Below are 14,040 nucleotides of genomic sequence, written 5' to 3' on the forward strand. Positions count from 1 at the left end.
AATATTCATAACTGCGGGCCAGTCGGCTCGAATCGGCGCCGATTTCTCGGACACTTCCGATATGGATACCCGCCGACTGCGCCTCTTGCTGGCCCTGTCGCGTCTGGGGTCCATGCGCGCCGTCGCCGAGAATCTGAACCTGACCACGTCGACGGTGTCCCAGCAGCTCGCTGCCCTGGCCAAGGAGACCGGCGCGCAACTGATCGAACCGGAGGGCCGCCGGGTCCGCCTGACCCCGGCCGGACAGCGCCTGGCCGACCATGCCGTCACGATCCTGGCCGCAGTCGACGCGGCCCGACTCGACCTGGATTCCGGGGCCGAGCCCGTCGGCACCCTGCGCATCGGCGGGTTCGCCACGGGCATTCGAGTCTCACTGCTGCCGATCCTGGCCGACCTGACCCGTCAACATCCCGGAATTGAGGTGGCCATCAGTGAGTACGAGCCCATCGAGGCGTTCGCCTTGTTGACCGACGACGACCTGGACCTCGCGTTGACCTATGACTACAACCTGGCCCCGGCCTCCCCCGGACCGTTGTTGGAAAGCCTTGCGCTCTGGTCGATCCCGTGGGGACTGGGCCTGCGGACCAACGAGGCCACCGGGCCGGCTGAGCTGGCTGACTACGCCGATCGGACCTGGATCGTCAACTCGCGCAACACCGCTGACGAGGACGCGGTCCGGACTTTGGGCGCGCTGGCCGGATTCATCCCGCGTATCGCCCACCAGATAGACAGCCTGGAGTTGGTCGAGGATCTGATCGTCGCGGGCTACGGTGTCGGCCTGCTGCCGCTGGAGCGGCCCACCAACCCCGGAGTGACGGTGGTGCCGCTGGCCGGGCCGACGGTGATCCACACGGCCTACGCCGTCACCCGCAAGGGCCGGGCCACCTGGCCGCCGCTGCGGGCGGTACTGGATCGGCTGCGACCCGCCGATGGACCGGCAGCTCTGCCGGCATGGCCCAGACCGACGGCAGGATGACTGGCGTGAAGTGGATTCGAGCTGTCTTGACGACCGCCCTGCTGACCCTTCCCACTCCCGCTGTCGCTCGGGCGGAATGCACCGGTGACTGCGACGCACAGCAGCGCGTCGCCACCGCCGACGCCTACCTGGCGAGCCGCCCCGGTGTGGTCGGCTACGTACTGCGGGACCGCAAAACCGGTGCGGTGTACCGCAATTCACATGCCGGCGAGATGATCTGGACGGCATCGACCATCAAATTGGGCATCGTGGTGGACCTGTTCGCTCGACAGGTCGCCGGCCTGGTCCGCCTGGGCGACAATGACATTGCGTTGATGAAGTCGATGCTGCACTCCTCGGACAACGACGCCGCGGACACCCTGTGGACCCGTTACGGCGGCACCGATCACACCGTGTTCAACAAGGACTTCCCCCACTTCGGCATGACCCGGGTGCAACCGCAGCCCGGATTCGGAAGCATGTTCCCCTACTGGGGTTTTCAGAAGTCGACCACCGATGACCTGGACCACATGGTCAACTTCATGCTGACCGGCCTGCGACCCAACGAAACAGCCTGGATCATCGACCAGATGCAGCATGTCGACGCCAACCAGCAGTGGGGCGTGTGGGGAGCTGGCCCGGATATGGCACCCGGGAACAAGGATGGCTGGTCCGACGAGCAGGGCGGCTGGGTGACCAATAGCGTCGGCTTCGCCGGGCCCAGCCAGCGCTACACCCTGGCCATCATGAACGCGCTGGGCGGAGCCGGCGGCTGCGACGAAGGTCAGGTGACAACTTCCCGTTTAAGCCAGATCCTGTTGTCCGGCCGTAGGTAGATTGGGATTTATGACGATTGGCGGAAGTTACCCCTCCTCAGACCCGTACAGCGCCCCCGTCCCGGTGCACCCTGGTCAACTGCTGCCCCGATTCTTCGCCCGGTTCATCGACGGGTTGATCGTTGGACTCCTGGCCGCCTTCGGTGCCTTCTCGGTGGGTTCGCTGAGTGACATCATGGTGACCGGGCTGTTCTCCGGCCTCGGCACCTACTTGTACTTTGTGCTGTTCGAAGTCTTGGCCGGTGCGACGCCGGGCAAGATGCTGTTGGGCATGCACGTTCGCGGGCCGCACGGCCTCGCGAAACCGAGCGCAAAGCAATCAGCTATCCGCAACCTGTTCACCTTGATCACCGTCATCCCGTACATCGGTGGGCTGCTGGCGTTCATCGCCTACATCTACATTGCGATCACCATCAACGACAGCCCGAGCAAGCAGGGCCGCCACGACGAGCTGGCCGGTGGCACCCAGGTGGTCAAGAAGTAATCAGCGTAGCCGAAAGACACTGTCCCACAAGCTGATCTACGCTTGCGGTGGCGTCCAGAGTAATGCCGCTCTCGACGCCGGCCAACGGTTCGAGGGTGGCGAACTGCGATGCGGACAACGTCGCGGACATGAAATGCCGGGTCCGCCCGGCCAACCGCGTCTCGATGACCTCGGGCGGAACATCCAGGTGGACAAACACCGCTTGGGGGCAATACCGGCGTAACTGGTCGCGGTAATGCCGCCGCAGCGCTGAGCAGGCCGTGACACCGCCGTCGCGGTGAACCGCAAGCCAGTCTCCTACCGCGGCCAGCCACGGTTCACGATCAGCATCGTCGAGCGGTTGCCCGCGGGCCATCTTCTCGATGTTGACCGCCGGATGCAGGTCGTCGGCATCGAGGAAGGCGATTCCCAGCCGGCGCGCCAACGCATCGCCGACCGTCGATTTCCCGCAGCCGGCCACGCCCATGACGACGATTGGTGCTGGCACGTGACTCATCTAAGCGCACAGATCTGCCTTTTACCGCCGCTCGGGACCATATGACACGATGTATTGGTGTCCGAATCCGGTGTCAGCGCACTGCACGGCAATGTCCTGACCGGGTTGGGCCAGAGCATCGTCTCGGGTGAGCTGGCGGTCGGTGACGTCATCACGCTCGACGGGGTCAGCGCCGGCTACGGGGTGTCGCGCAGCGTGGCGCGCGAGGCGATCCGGGTGCTCGAATCATTGGGCATGATCGCCTCGCGCCGCCGCATCGGCATCACCATTCAGCCGGAGACGGCCTGGAACGTGTTCGATGCCAGGGTGATTCGATGGCGACTGGAATCCGGCGATCGCGCCGAGCAACTGGATTCGTTGGCCGAGCTGCGCACCGGGTACCTACCGGTGGCCGCCGCCCTCGCCGCCCAGCGCGCCGACCCTTCACACTGCCGGACCTTGGCCGCTGCGTCGTCCGATATAGCGGTACATGCCAGATCAGGCGATCGGGAACGGTATCTGTTGGCGGACAAGCTGTTTCATGACACTGTTGTCGATGCCTGCGGCAACTCGATGTTCCGCGGCCTGCACCGGTTGGTGGCTGCCGCGCCAATCCAACAAACCGCCATCCCCGATACCGCGGTGGTCGAGGCCTACGACGACGTCGCTCGCGCCATCCGTCACCGCGATACGGCTACCGCCGAGCGGTCCATGCGGACCATCATCGATGCCGACGAAGGCGGGTTGACCGCGGCGCGCGCCTGATGCCGCGCCGGTCAGCGCGGCGCGTACATGATCACACCGACACCGAGCAGGCACACGAGAGCCCCCGCGACGTCCCACCGGTCCGGCCGGAATCCGTCCGCCACCATGCCCCAGAGCAACGAGCCGGCGACAAATACCCCGCCATAAGCCGCCAGCACCCGTCCGAAGTGAGAATCCGGTTGGAACGCAGCGACAAACCCGTACCCCGCGAGTGCCGCCAGCCCCGCACCCACCCACATCCAGCCGCGATGCTCACGGACACCCTGCCAGACCAGCCAGGCGCCACCGATCTCGAGAATCGCGGCCAGGACGAACAGTCCAATCGACTTGAGCACCATCTACTGGTTGCGGTTCCACTCCATCCAGACCGACCCGCTACGGCCGTCGCCGGTGACCACCGTGCCCCACACCCGCGGGAACTGGCTGACCCGACCGTCCTCGGCGTCCAGCCGGACCGGAGCGTGGCCCCGGATGTCGACGACGGCGGTCAGCTCGTCCAGCGTCAACTCTGCGCCGGTCGGTAAATCGTTGTCGCCGAACGTTTCCCGGCACCGCACCGTCTGCGTTTCGACCAGCGGTGCGCCGGGGTCCTGCCGATAACCGACGCTGATGGGCCCCATTCCCGGGATGCGTATCTCAACACCGTGCAAGTGAGTTCCGTCGTCCAGGTGCAGGGCGCACCACATCCACTCCATGCTCCACCAGTCTCGTGGTGCCCATGAGTGATCACGTTGTCCGGCAACCGCATTGAACTGATACGACCGGCCGTCCACGGTGACCGATCCGGATACCGTGCATGGAATCTCGTAGCGCGGGGATATCCGGTACTGATACGGGACACCGGCGGTGTGCCACGTCAGGTTCATACTGACCTCAACGGGCCGGCCCGCCTCACCGCGCAGCAACGCCGACGGATCATCGTAGGCCTGCCCGGCGCCCTGGACCGTTACCTCGAAAGTGCGTAAGGGCTCGGTCGACTCCAGCGTCATGGCCACCCCATCACCGCTGACACGGGTGTGATCAGCCGGCACCGGGGCGTGCCAGTCCAGCAGCGCCACGGTCGGCATGCCGGGCCCGCACAGCAGGGCGTTGATCCAGCAGTGCTCCTGATTGGGAACCAGACCGAGGCGCACCCACCCGCCCACCTGCTGAGCCGGATCGGCGAAATCCAGATACCAGCTCTCGTTCCAGAATGTGTCGCCCTCGTGCGGGTGGATGCCCTCCTCGGATTCGTTGGGCTGCAACGGTTCCGGCGCCGATGGCGCGGGCAGCACAGCCAGCGCGTCCGCGTCCAGCACATGCTGACAATGGCGCTGCAGCATGGTCATGAACAGCTCGTCGCCACGTTCGGTGCGCTCTACCAACATCGATGACGCAATGGCCATCACCACGCCGAAGAAACTCTGCCGGCGGACGCCCTGGCGGATATCCTCCAGCGTCAGCGCCCCACCAAGACCGGCTTGGTAGGCGCGCAGCAGCGCGTCGTAATGCTCGAGGCGGACATCGGAGGGCAGTGCACAGCCCACGAAATAGGCCACGTCGGCCAGCACCGGACCCCAGGTCACCGTTTGCCAGTCCACCACCGTCAGATCCCGGCGGGCACTCTCGGTACTGAACAGCAAGTTGTCGAGCCGGTAGTCCCCGTGCACCAATCCACGCGGCTGCTCGACCGCAGCGTCCGCCGCGAGATAGGCATCGAAGGTGCCGATCAACCTTTCGCAGACCACCCGGTGCTCGGGTGCGATCCGCGTTTCATAACGTTCCAGGAATGCTGCGTACAGGCCACCCATCAGCGCCTGGTTGAGTGGGTTCTCGCGATGCAGCCACTCCGCGCTCTGCAGTGCCGCGGCGCCGATCAGCGGACCGTGAACACGACCCAGAGCGGTCAACGCCATCGCGGCCTGATCCAGTGTGGCACCGGAGATTTCGTCACCGACGACGGCTGGTGTGGCGTCGTCGAGCAGCAGGTGGAATGCGCCGGTGTCGGCTTCATATCCGGCCGCTAGACATTTGGGCACGGGCGGCTGCGTCAAAGCCGGGACGACGTCTGTGTAGAACCGGACCTCGCGCTCGTACAGGCCCATGGCCAAGCCGGTCTGCCGACTGCTCGGATCGGCCGCGGCCACCTTGAGCACCACTGAGTCCGGTCCGGTGTCGCCGGGTGCGTAAGTCAGCGCGACGCGGTAGCACTCGCTCATCTGCCCGGTGCCGATCCGCTCGACGGTGAAATCGATGACCTCACCGGCACCGACCGCAGCGGTCAACCAGGCCGCGGTGAGGTCGGACGGTCGGTTTACAACAGTGCCGGACGTTGTCACGGCGTCAACGTACTCCACGGCCATCATGTCTGATCAGTGAACGGCCAGTGCAAAGCCCTCCCAGGCCTGACGGCGCTCAGCTGCCGGGTCGAACTCCACCCGGGAATGCCGATCGAACACCAGCACCGCGCGCTCGCCTGCGAGATACTGCGGCCAGCCCTGCCCCGGCACCCCGTCGCGGGCGAAAGCCCGCCACCGGTTCTGTACGTCATTGCTGATCCGCAACGCCGACTGGCGATCCATCGCGGCAGTCAGCATGGAGCCCAGTGTCGTGCGGTAGACATCGAAGACCGCGAGCAATTCGGTGGCGTGGGTGGCACCCAGGCCGGTCCAGTGCAATGCCCGCGGGGCGTAGTCGTATTGGTAGACGTAGGTCGGCGTGTGAGCGGAATGCGCTTCGGCGATCTCCCAGGCGGCGGTGCCGAAGGCGAAATCGCCACCGAGCTTGATGCAGGCGTGGGCCGACTTCGGGTAGCCCGGATACGCCGCAACGATTCGGTCGCGCATGCCGGGCGCGGTGTTGGCCAGCACCCGTTCGATGGACGTTTCGGTGGTGGGGAGCAACTGCATGAAGCGCGTGAACAGCCGGCCCTCGTCGGCATTGCTTCCGACGATCATCGGCACTTGGTGGGCACGGCCGGTGCGCATCGCGATCACGGGATCCTCGGGAAGGAACTCGGTACCGGAGGCCGGACCTGCAGGGAAGGCGCCGGGCAGGTCTTCGACGGCACCGCGGATCACCCGATCGAGCGCAGCCATCAATTCGGCGGGCTTAGCGGCCATCACGGCAGCAGCACCCTCGTTGCGGTCGGCACCCAACTGCCGGGCGAACTGCTCTGCGAATTCGGCCGCCGCCTCCGGCGGGCGCACCATGCCGCTGGCCGGACTCTCCGAAATCGCCTGCGAAAAAAGCCCTTTCGCTTCTGGTACGGCCAGCAGCGTGGCCACTGCGTGAGCGCCGGCGCTCTCCCCGAAGATGGTGACGTTGTCAGGGTCGCCGCCGAACACCGAGATATTGGTGCGTACCCACTGCAACGCGGCAACCAGGTCGCGCAGGAACAGGTTGTCATCAAGCGGATGCTCGGCCGTCGCCAGTGACGAAACGTCGAAACAGCCGAGAGCACCCAGTCGATAGTTCGCCGAGACGAATATGCAACCACGCCGGGCCAGGGCGGCGCCGTCATAGATCGGGGTTGCCGAACTACCCATGATGTAGCCGCCGCCGTGGATGAAGAACATCACCGGAAGCGGATCGCCGGAGTGGTGCTGGGGAGCCACCACGTTGAGGGTCAGGCAGTCTTCGCCCATCGCCTGGTACTTACCCAGGCCGAGCAGCGTGTATTTGCGTTCCTGCGGCGCGCAGTAGGTGTATCCGTGGCAGTACCGCACGCCCCGCCACGGCTGCACCGGCTGCGGTGCGCGATAACGCCGCGGCCCCACCGGCGGACGCGCGAACGGGACGGAACGCCAGCGGTGCACGCCATCGCGGGTGAACCCCTCAATGGTGCCGCTGTCGATGGTCACCCGAACGGTGCGATCGTGCATGAGTAGACAGTAACCAAAATCTGTCTGCTCGGGGTGGCTGGCCCGCTGATCCAAGGATTCACCGTTACCCTGACCGTCATGCGACTTCCGGTGGCTCTTGCTGCGTGCGCCCTGGTTGCGGGCTGCTCCGCCACGGCCGGCCAACACGCACAGCCGGGGGTGGCGATCTCAGCGCCGTCACTGCCGGCCGCCGCACCCTCCGGCACGCCCCCGAAGGCCGGCGCACCGTCGTCAAGCGCTGCGCCTTCAGGTGCCAAGGCCGCACCTCCCGGCGTCCCGCAGCCCGGCACCCCCATTGCCGACGTGATTGCCTGGGCCGAAGCCGGCACCCCTGCCGACCTCAAGGGGTTTCACTCAGCCACTCGCGATGGCGCTGTCACCGACCTGGCCGGTGACGTCGCCTTCACCACCGCCTCTGGCGCCAACTGCATGACCGACAAGGCCTTCAATGGAGCGCTGGCATGCCTGATGCACCTCACCGATCCACCGCAGCGGCCCGCCGATGCTTATGGGCACTGGGTCCCGGGCTGGGTTGACTTCGAGGGATCGACTGCAGAAGTCGGCTCGGTGCACGGAGATCCAGGCCGTTTCAACAGTGGCACCGGCGCGAAGTTGAACGACGGGGAGAGCCTGCAATTCGGTGATTACCGGTGCCGGGCCGATGCCGCGGGCCTGGTGTGTGTGAACAACGCACAGCGGTCTGCGGTGCGTTTCGGCAACGACGGCATCCAGACATTCGGCTGCTTGGCGCCGGTCAAACCACCGCCAGACGGCTTCGGCGAGAAGTTCGCCTGCTCCGCGGTCTGAGCGGCCAGACCGTCCAGACTTAACCCGCTGGATCCTGGCACTTTACGGCACCGCATACACTGTCCGAACTGAGGTCATCGGTTCGCCGGTGTATGGACGCCGCGCTATCCGAGCGCCATCGCGTCAAGACGGGTTAGGACAGGCAGGATCAGTAAGGCAGCAAAGCTGCTGCGGCACCTCCGCGGCACCGAAGACAAAACCGACAGCGGCGTCCTCCATTGGCTGGGCACCGTCGTCGTTCGGTGGCCGTGGCTGGTGATCCTGGGCTGGATCGTCGTCGCCGCTGCCCTGCCGCCGATGTTCCCGTCCCTTGGCGAACTCGCCCAGAAAACCCCGCCGGCCTTGCTTCCGGCCGACTCCCCTGGATCGGTCGCGGCCCGACAGATGTCGCAGGCTTTCCACGAGTCGGGCTCGGACAACATTCTGTTGGTCGTTCTCAGTAACGAGAAGGGCCTCAATGCCGCCGACGAAGACGTCTACCGCTCACTGGTTCACAAACTCCGTGACGACCAAAAAGACGTCGCCACGCTGCAGGATTTCGTCACCACCCCGCCGATTCGGCAGGTGATGACCAGCGCCGACAACAAGGCCTGGCTGTTGCCGGTGGGCCTCACCGGCACGCTGGGCTCTCCTCAGTCCATGACCGCGACGGCTCATGTCAGCCGAGCTATCAAGGACATGGTGTCCGGGTCCGCGATCCAAGCACACGTCACCGGGCCGGCAGCGACCCTCACCGACCTTGCCGACGTCGGAGAACGCGACCGCCAACACATCGAGATCGCCACGGCGGCGATGCTCCTGACCATCCTGCTGGTCATCTATCGCAATCCCCTGACGATGATCCTGCCGCTGCTGACCATCGGCGTATCGCTCGTTACCGCCCAGGGGGTGATCTCAGGGCTGGGCACCCTGGGCCTGAGCATCTCGAGCCAGACCATCGTGCTGCTCACCGCCATGCTGTCCGGTACCGGAACCGACTATGCGGTGTTCCTGATCAGCCGTTATCACGACTTCCTACGGTCAGGCGAGACCTCAGATCAATGCGTCCAGAACGCTATGAACTCGATCGGCAGAGTGATCGCCGCATCGGCGGCCACGGTGGCCATCACGTTCATCGGGATGATCTTCACCAAACTGACTATCTTCTCCTCGGTGGGCGTCGCGTTGGCGGTGGCCATCGCCATCGGCTGTACGGCCGCGCTGACGTTCCTGCCCGCGATCCTGGTACTCGCCGGCCGCCGCGGCTGGGTCAAACCACGCCGCGGTCTGACAAGCACGGTGTGGCGCCGATCGGGCGTACGCATCGTCCGCAGTCCACTGCGTAACCTGATTTCCAGCCTGGTCGTGCTGGTAATTCTGGCCACCTTCTCCGGACTGGCCAAGTACAACTACGACGACCGCAAAGGGCTGCCCGGTTCGGTGGAAAGTATCCAGGGCTACGACGCGATCGCTGCGCATTTTCCGGTGAATTCCAGCCTGCCCCAGTATCTCCTGATCGAATCACCACACGATCTCCGTGGCCCGCGCGAGCTGGCCGACCTCGAACAGATGGCACACCGCATCAGCCAGCTGCCCAACATCGAGGCGGTACGGGGCATCACCCGACCGACCGGAGAGTCTCTAGAGCAGGCCCGGCTCTCGTTCCAAGCGGGTCAGGTCGGTAGCAAGTTGAACGACGCGTCGTCGTTGGTGTCCCAGCGCGGCGGCGACATGGACAAACTGGCCAGCGGCGCGGATCAGATCGCCACGGTGCTGGGCGGTGTCCGGGGCCAACTGAAACAGTCCGCGGTCACCGTCAGTGGGCTGATCGACGTGCTGGGCTCGATGGAAAAGCAGATCGGCGGCAACAAGGCGCTCAACGAGTTCGACAGCGCGGCCAAACTCGTCAGCGGCATGCGGACCCTCGGCAATTCGCTCGGCGTCAGCCTCGACGACGCCTCCCACTCGGTACAGCAGGCACGTCCTGTTCTGGCCGCACTGAACGCCAGCCCTGTGTGCGATGCGGACCCGTCATGCCAGGCCTCCCGCGCAGAGCTGCAACGGTTCGTCGACTCGAACAACGACGCGACACTGGCGAGCATCCTGCAGCTGGCCAAGCAGCTCCAGACAACCGACGGAAACCAGACGCTGGGCTCGACAACGCAGAACCTTCGCGGGGCCTTCGACACTGCAAGCAGGGCCCTACGCTCGGCTGGGGCGGACAATCCGTCAGCCATGCGGCAGCAATTCGTCACGCTTCAACAACACGCAGACATGCTTGCCGACGCGAGCCGACAGGTGGCAGACGGCGTAGCACTGCTGGTAAACGAGACCAAGAAAATGGGTGGCGGGCTTGGCGACGCGTCAGCGTTCCTGCTGGCGATGAAGAACGACGCCACGACCCCTGCCATGTCAGGGTTCTATGTCCCGCCCCAGTTCCTAGCTACCGATGATTTCAAAAAGGCTGCGGCTCTTTTCTTTTCACCCGATGGCCACACGGTGCGCTACATGATCCAAACCAAGCTCAGCCCGTTCAGCACCGATGCGATGGACCAGGCCAACGCGATCCTGGACGTCGCCCACGGCGCGCAACCCAACACCACACTCTCCGATGCGAAGATCTCGATGACAGGCTATACGGTGTCACTTCGCGATACCCGCGACTACTACAACGCCGACATCAGATTCATCATCCTGGTGACCATTGCGGTCGTCTTCCTGATCCTGGTGATCCTGCTGCGGGCCTTGGTGGCGCCGCTGTATCTGATTGCCTCTGTGGTGATTTCATACATGTCCGCACTCGGCATCGGAGTCGCCCTGTTCCAGTTCGTCCTGGGGCAACAGTTGCACTGGAGTGTGCCAGGGCTGACCTTCATCATCCTGGTTGCCGTGGGTGCGGACTACAACCTGCTGTTGATCTCACGGGTCCAGGAAGAATCACACCATGGGTTGCGAACCGCGGTCATCCGCACCGTCGGCGCCACCGGCGGTGTGATCACCGCGGCAGGCCTGATCTTCGCCGCGTCGATGTTCGGCCTGCTGTTCGCCTCCATCAGCACCCTGGTTCAGGCCGGCTTCATCATCGGCGTGGGCATTCTGCTCGACACCTTCCTGGTGCGTACCACCACCGTGCCGGCTATGACCGTCCTGGTGGGTAAGCACAACTGGTGGCCGTCCAAAACGGCGGCGCACGCCCCGAAGCCCCCTAAGGCCGCCGAAGCGGCAACAGTGCCCGACGAGGTCGAGGTAGCAACGTCAACGGACGATGAACCACTGGACGGGCGAGAGCCCGAGCCTGCCCTCACCGGCACCGCTGCTGACTCACCCACGTAGCGCTGAAGGTGAACAGGCAGTTCTAGGAAAGTACGGACGATGTGGATCACCGTGCTTGGCCTTGCCATCGCGGTGAATTTCGAGCCGATCCGCCTCGGCCTAATCACATTGACGCTCGGTAGACCCAGGCCGGTGCTGCAACTGTTGGCGTTTCTGTGTGGCAGTTTCCTGATGAGGGTCACGGCCGGGCTGGTCGTGCTATTTGTCGCCGGGCCCGGCGTGCTCAGCGTTCCCCAATTCGGAACCGCCAGAGTACAACTCGTCTTCGGCGTACTGATGACGCTCGCCGCGGCCGTGGTGGCCAGCAATGTGTGGCTGCGGCAATTCTCCCACCGCTCCGACGCCGCCGATGCCGCTAATGTCGCCGCCGGATCACCAGACCAGTCCAGGTCGGCCCGGATCGTCCTGACCCGCGCCAAAGGACTCGCCCGCGGCAGCTCACCCTGGTTATCCGGCGCGATGGGGCTGACTCTCGCGTTGCCGTCCGTCGACTACCTGGCGCTGCTGGTCCTCATCGGCGTCAGTGCGAAATGCCCAGTCTCAGCGAATGTTCGGGCGAAGGACAGCGTGATGTAGCCGTCGTCCCAGGATTCCGCTCCGACCGCCAGGGCGATCGCGAGATGCACCCCCAGCACCACACCAAACACCGCGACGACGGAGTCCGTGAGAGATCGCCTCGATCCGGCCCGAGTTTCGGTTACCAACAAGGGAGTTCCTTGCGTAAAGCATTCCGGCACTTCCGGCCCTACTCGATCGATGAGCGCAGTTCGGGGGGCGTCACGGCTAAGCCACGGTCAGTTCATCATCGAAACGGGCGAAACTGCCCTGCTGATACTGCTCGGCACATGAGGCCCGCCGGATCTTGCCGCTGGTGGTGATCGGGATGGCTCCGCGTGGTACCAGGACCAGATCGGCGGCACTTAGTCCGTAGGCCTGCGAAATCGCCGCTGCGATATCACGTTTGAGGGAGACCAGGTTCTCGGCGATGGCCTCGTCGGTCTCCCCGCGCTTCTTGACCTCGATGATCGCGACAAGCTGTTCGGTGCGGTCTTCCTCGACCGCGATGGCCGCCACTCGGCCACCGGTGATCTCCTGGATGGTCGCCTCGATGTCATCGGGATAGTGGTTGCGGCCACGAACGATCAACAGGTCCTTGATCCGCCCGATGATGAAAAGCTCACCGTCAGAGATGAATCCGAGATCACCGGTGCGCAGCCACGGACCTTCGGGTGCGCCTGCCGACGGCTTCGGCAGAGTGGCACTGAAGGTGTATGCCGTCTGTTCGGCCTTGCCCCAGTAACCCAGGCAGTTGTTTTCGCCGTGCGACCAAATCTCGCCGATACTGCCGGCCGGAACCTCCAGTCGAGTCTCCGGATCCACGATCCGCACCAGCGGGGATTCGGGCGTGCCGTAACCAACCAGATGAGTGCCCTCGCCGGTACTGGAACGTTCTGCCTGGCCGGCGGAGAGCTTGTCCGTGTCGAAAGTGACGACGCTGGGCACACCCGGCTGCCCGGTGGAGACATACAGTGTTGCCTCGGCCAGACCGTAGGACGGCCGCAGCACCTCCTCGGGGAAGCCGAACTTTGCGAACCGCTGGGCGAACCGCTTCAGCGTTGCCTCGTGAACCCGCTCGCTGCCGCTGATCACCGCAAGCACATCGCTGAGATCGAGGCCGTCCAGGTCCTCGTCCGAGGTCCGCCCGACAGCCAGTTCGAAAGCGAAGTTGGGTCCGGCCGACAGGGCCCGCGGGTAGCGCGCCATCAACTGCAGCCACCGTGCCGGCTTGGCCAGGAACTGCAGCGGCGTGGTGAATACCGTGTGCAAGCCGCCGAGAATGGGCGCCACGACGCCCAGCATCAACCCCATGTCGTGGTAGAAGGGCAGCCACGTCACCACGGTGGTGCCGGGCGGCGGCACCTTGCCGTAGTGCGGGCAGAAGTCGCAGATCATCTGTTCGAAGTTGGCCGTGAGGTTGCGGTTGGAGACCATCACCCCGGCCGGGGTCCGAGTGGACCCAGACGTGTACTGCAGGTACGCCGTGGCCGGACGGACCTCGCGGCTGCTGATGGCCTTCACCCGCGAATCGAGGTCGAGCTCATCGACCGAGAGCACTGCCGGAGCGTCCGAATCACCTTGCTGCACCGCGTATTCGGTGACCGCTGAGGCGTACGGTGCGGTGGTGAGGATGACCGTGGGCCGGCAGTCCGCCAGCACTGCCGTCACGCGCTCGTCGTGGCTACCGCCCATCGGCACGGACAACGGCACCGCGATGAAACCGGCCTCCAGCGATCCAAGGAAGGAGATGATGTACTCCAGGCCCTGCGGCGCCAGGATCACGGCCCGGTCACCGACCGATCCGTTCTGCCGCATCACATGTGCCAGCCCACGTACCTTCCGGTGCAGCTGCGCCCAGGTCAGGGTTACGGGCACGCCTTCGGGATCATGGTCGTAGTCCAGGTAGGTGTACGCGGTGTCCTCGGGCTGCAGGCTGGCGCGTTCACGCAGTATCTCGATCAATGTGGTTTCGCTCATTATCTTTC

At 64.9% G+C, this 14,040-nt stretch carries 12 protein-coding genes; 7 read left to right on the plus strand and 5 right to left on the minus strand.

Annotation, left to right across the window (positions count from 1 at the left end; translation table 11 throughout):
• Positions 1 to 61: 61 nt before the first annotated feature.
• From M2432_RS08710 to M2432_RS08720, 3 genes are read left to right on the plus strand one after another with little or no spacing between them, the layout of a single operon-like run.
• The gene (locus M2432_RS08710; protein ID WP_280826393.1) at positions 62 to 976 is read left to right on the plus strand and encodes a LysR family transcriptional regulator; all 915 of its coding nucleotides are present in this window, start codon (positions 62 to 64) and stop codon (positions 974 to 976) included.
• A complete protein-coding gene (locus M2432_RS08715; RefSeq protein WP_280826394.1) occupies positions 973 to 1,791 on the plus strand; it encodes a tat pathway signal sequence in 819 nt (272 codons plus the stop codon). The genes M2432_RS08710 and M2432_RS08715 overlap by 4 nt, the downstream gene beginning before the upstream one ends.
• Positions 1,792 to 1,801: 10 nt before the next feature.
• A complete protein-coding gene (locus M2432_RS08720) occupies positions 1,802 to 2,275 on the plus strand; it encodes an RDD family protein (protein ID WP_280826395.1) in 474 nt (157 codons plus the stop codon).
• On the opposite strand, the gene M2432_RS08725 is transcribed toward M2432_RS08720, so the two are convergent.
• A complete protein-coding gene (locus tag M2432_RS08725; RefSeq protein WP_280826396.1) occupies positions 2,265 to 2,762 on the minus strand; it encodes a gluconokinase in 498 nt (165 codons plus the stop codon). The two genes, M2432_RS08720 and M2432_RS08725, sit on opposite strands and share 11 nt — an antisense overlap.
• A gap of 63 nt (positions 2,763 to 2,825) precedes the next feature.
• On the opposite strand from M2432_RS08725, the gene M2432_RS08730 reads away from it, so the two are divergent.
• A complete protein-coding gene (locus tag M2432_RS08730; protein ID WP_280826397.1) occupies positions 2,826 to 3,515 on the plus strand; it encodes an FCD domain-containing protein in 690 nt (229 codons plus the stop codon).
• A gap of 11 nt (positions 3,516 to 3,526) precedes the next feature.
• On the opposite strand, the gene M2432_RS08735 is transcribed toward M2432_RS08730, so the two are convergent.
• Genes M2432_RS08735 through M2432_RS08745 form a run of 3 tightly spaced genes read right to left on the minus strand, consistent with a single transcriptional unit; the run spans position 3,527 to position 7,378 of the window.
• Entirely contained in the window at positions 3,527 to 3,853 is a 327-nt protein-coding gene (locus M2432_RS08735; protein WP_280826398.1) for a YnfA family protein, read from the minus strand.
• Positions 3,854 to 5,833 (minus strand): phosphotransferase, encoded by a 1,980-nt coding sequence (locus M2432_RS08740; RefSeq protein ID WP_280826399.1) that lies wholly within the window; start codon positions 5,831 to 5,833, stop codon positions 3,854 to 3,856.
• Positions 5,834 to 5,866: 33 nt separating this feature from the next.
• Positions 5,867 to 7,378, minus strand: coding sequence for a carboxylesterase/lipase family protein (locus tag M2432_RS08745; protein ID WP_280826400.1), 1,512 nt, complete (start codon positions 7,376 to 7,378; stop codon positions 5,867 to 5,869).
• Positions 7,379 to 7,456: 78 nt separating this feature from the next.
• Between M2432_RS08745 and M2432_RS08750 the strand changes: the two genes are divergently transcribed.
• From M2432_RS08750 to M2432_RS08760, 3 genes are all read left to right on the plus strand, one after another.
• On the plus strand, positions 7,457 to 8,185 hold the full coding sequence (locus M2432_RS08750; protein ID WP_280826401.1) for a hypothetical protein: 729 nt from the start codon (positions 7,457 to 7,459) through the stop codon (positions 8,183 to 8,185).
• Positions 8,186 to 8,407: 222 nt separating this feature from the next.
• Complete coding sequence (locus M2432_RS08755; RefSeq protein ID WP_280826510.1) at positions 8,408 to 11,497, plus strand: RND family transporter; 3,090 nt, start codon at positions 8,408 to 8,410, stop codon at positions 11,495 to 11,497.
• 39 nt (positions 11,498 to 11,536) lie between these two features.
• Entirely contained in the window at positions 11,537 to 12,073 is a 537-nt protein-coding gene (locus M2432_RS08760; protein WP_280826402.1) for a GAP family protein, read from the plus strand.
• A gap of 207 nt (positions 12,074 to 12,280) precedes the next feature.
• Here M2432_RS08760 and M2432_RS08765 read toward each other — a convergent pair whose 3' ends face one another.
• Positions 12,281 to 14,032, minus strand: a complete 1,752-nt coding sequence (locus M2432_RS08765) for an AMP-binding protein (RefSeq protein WP_280826403.1) — start codon at positions 14,030 to 14,032, stop codon at positions 12,281 to 12,283.
• Positions 14,033 to 14,040 lie beyond the last annotated feature (8 nt).

The organism is Mycobacterium sp. OTB74 (assembly GCF_029892685.1).
In the GTDB taxonomy this organism is placed as follows: Bacteria; Actinomycetota; Actinomycetes; order Mycobacteriales; family Mycobacteriaceae; genus Mycobacterium.

What these genes read in the sequence shown, in the direction of transcription:
- M2432_RS08745 (WP_280826400.1), bottom strand. Translation starts at nt 7,378, where the DNA reads ATGCACGATCGCACCGTTCGGGTGACCATCGACAGCGGCACCATTGAG.
- M2432_RS08750 (WP_280826401.1), top strand. Translation starts at nt 7,457, where the DNA reads ATGCGACTTCCGGTGGCTCTTGCTGCGTGCGCCCTGGTTGCGGGCTGC.
- M2432_RS08765 (WP_280826403.1), bottom strand. Translation starts at nt 14,032, where the DNA reads ATGAGCGAAACCACATTGATCGAGATACTGCGTGAACGCGCCAGCCTG.
- M2432_RS08715 (WP_280826394.1), top strand. Translation starts at nt 973, where the DNA reads ATGACTGGCGTGAAGTGGATTCGAGCTGTCTTGACGACCGCCCTGCTG.
- M2432_RS08735 (WP_280826398.1), bottom strand. Translation starts at nt 3,853, where the DNA reads ATGGTGCTCAAGTCGATTGGACTGTTCGTCCTGGCCGCGATTCTCGAG.
- M2432_RS08710 (WP_280826393.1), top strand. Translation starts at nt 62, where the DNA reads ATGGATACCCGCCGACTGCGCCTCTTGCTGGCCCTGTCGCGTCTGGGG.
- M2432_RS08760 (WP_280826402.1), top strand. Translation starts at nt 11,537, where the DNA reads ATGTGGATCACCGTGCTTGGCCTTGCCATCGCGGTGAATTTCGAGCCG.
- M2432_RS08720 (WP_280826395.1), top strand. Translation starts at nt 1,802, where the DNA reads ATGACGATTGGCGGAAGTTACCCCTCCTCAGACCCGTACAGCGCCCCC.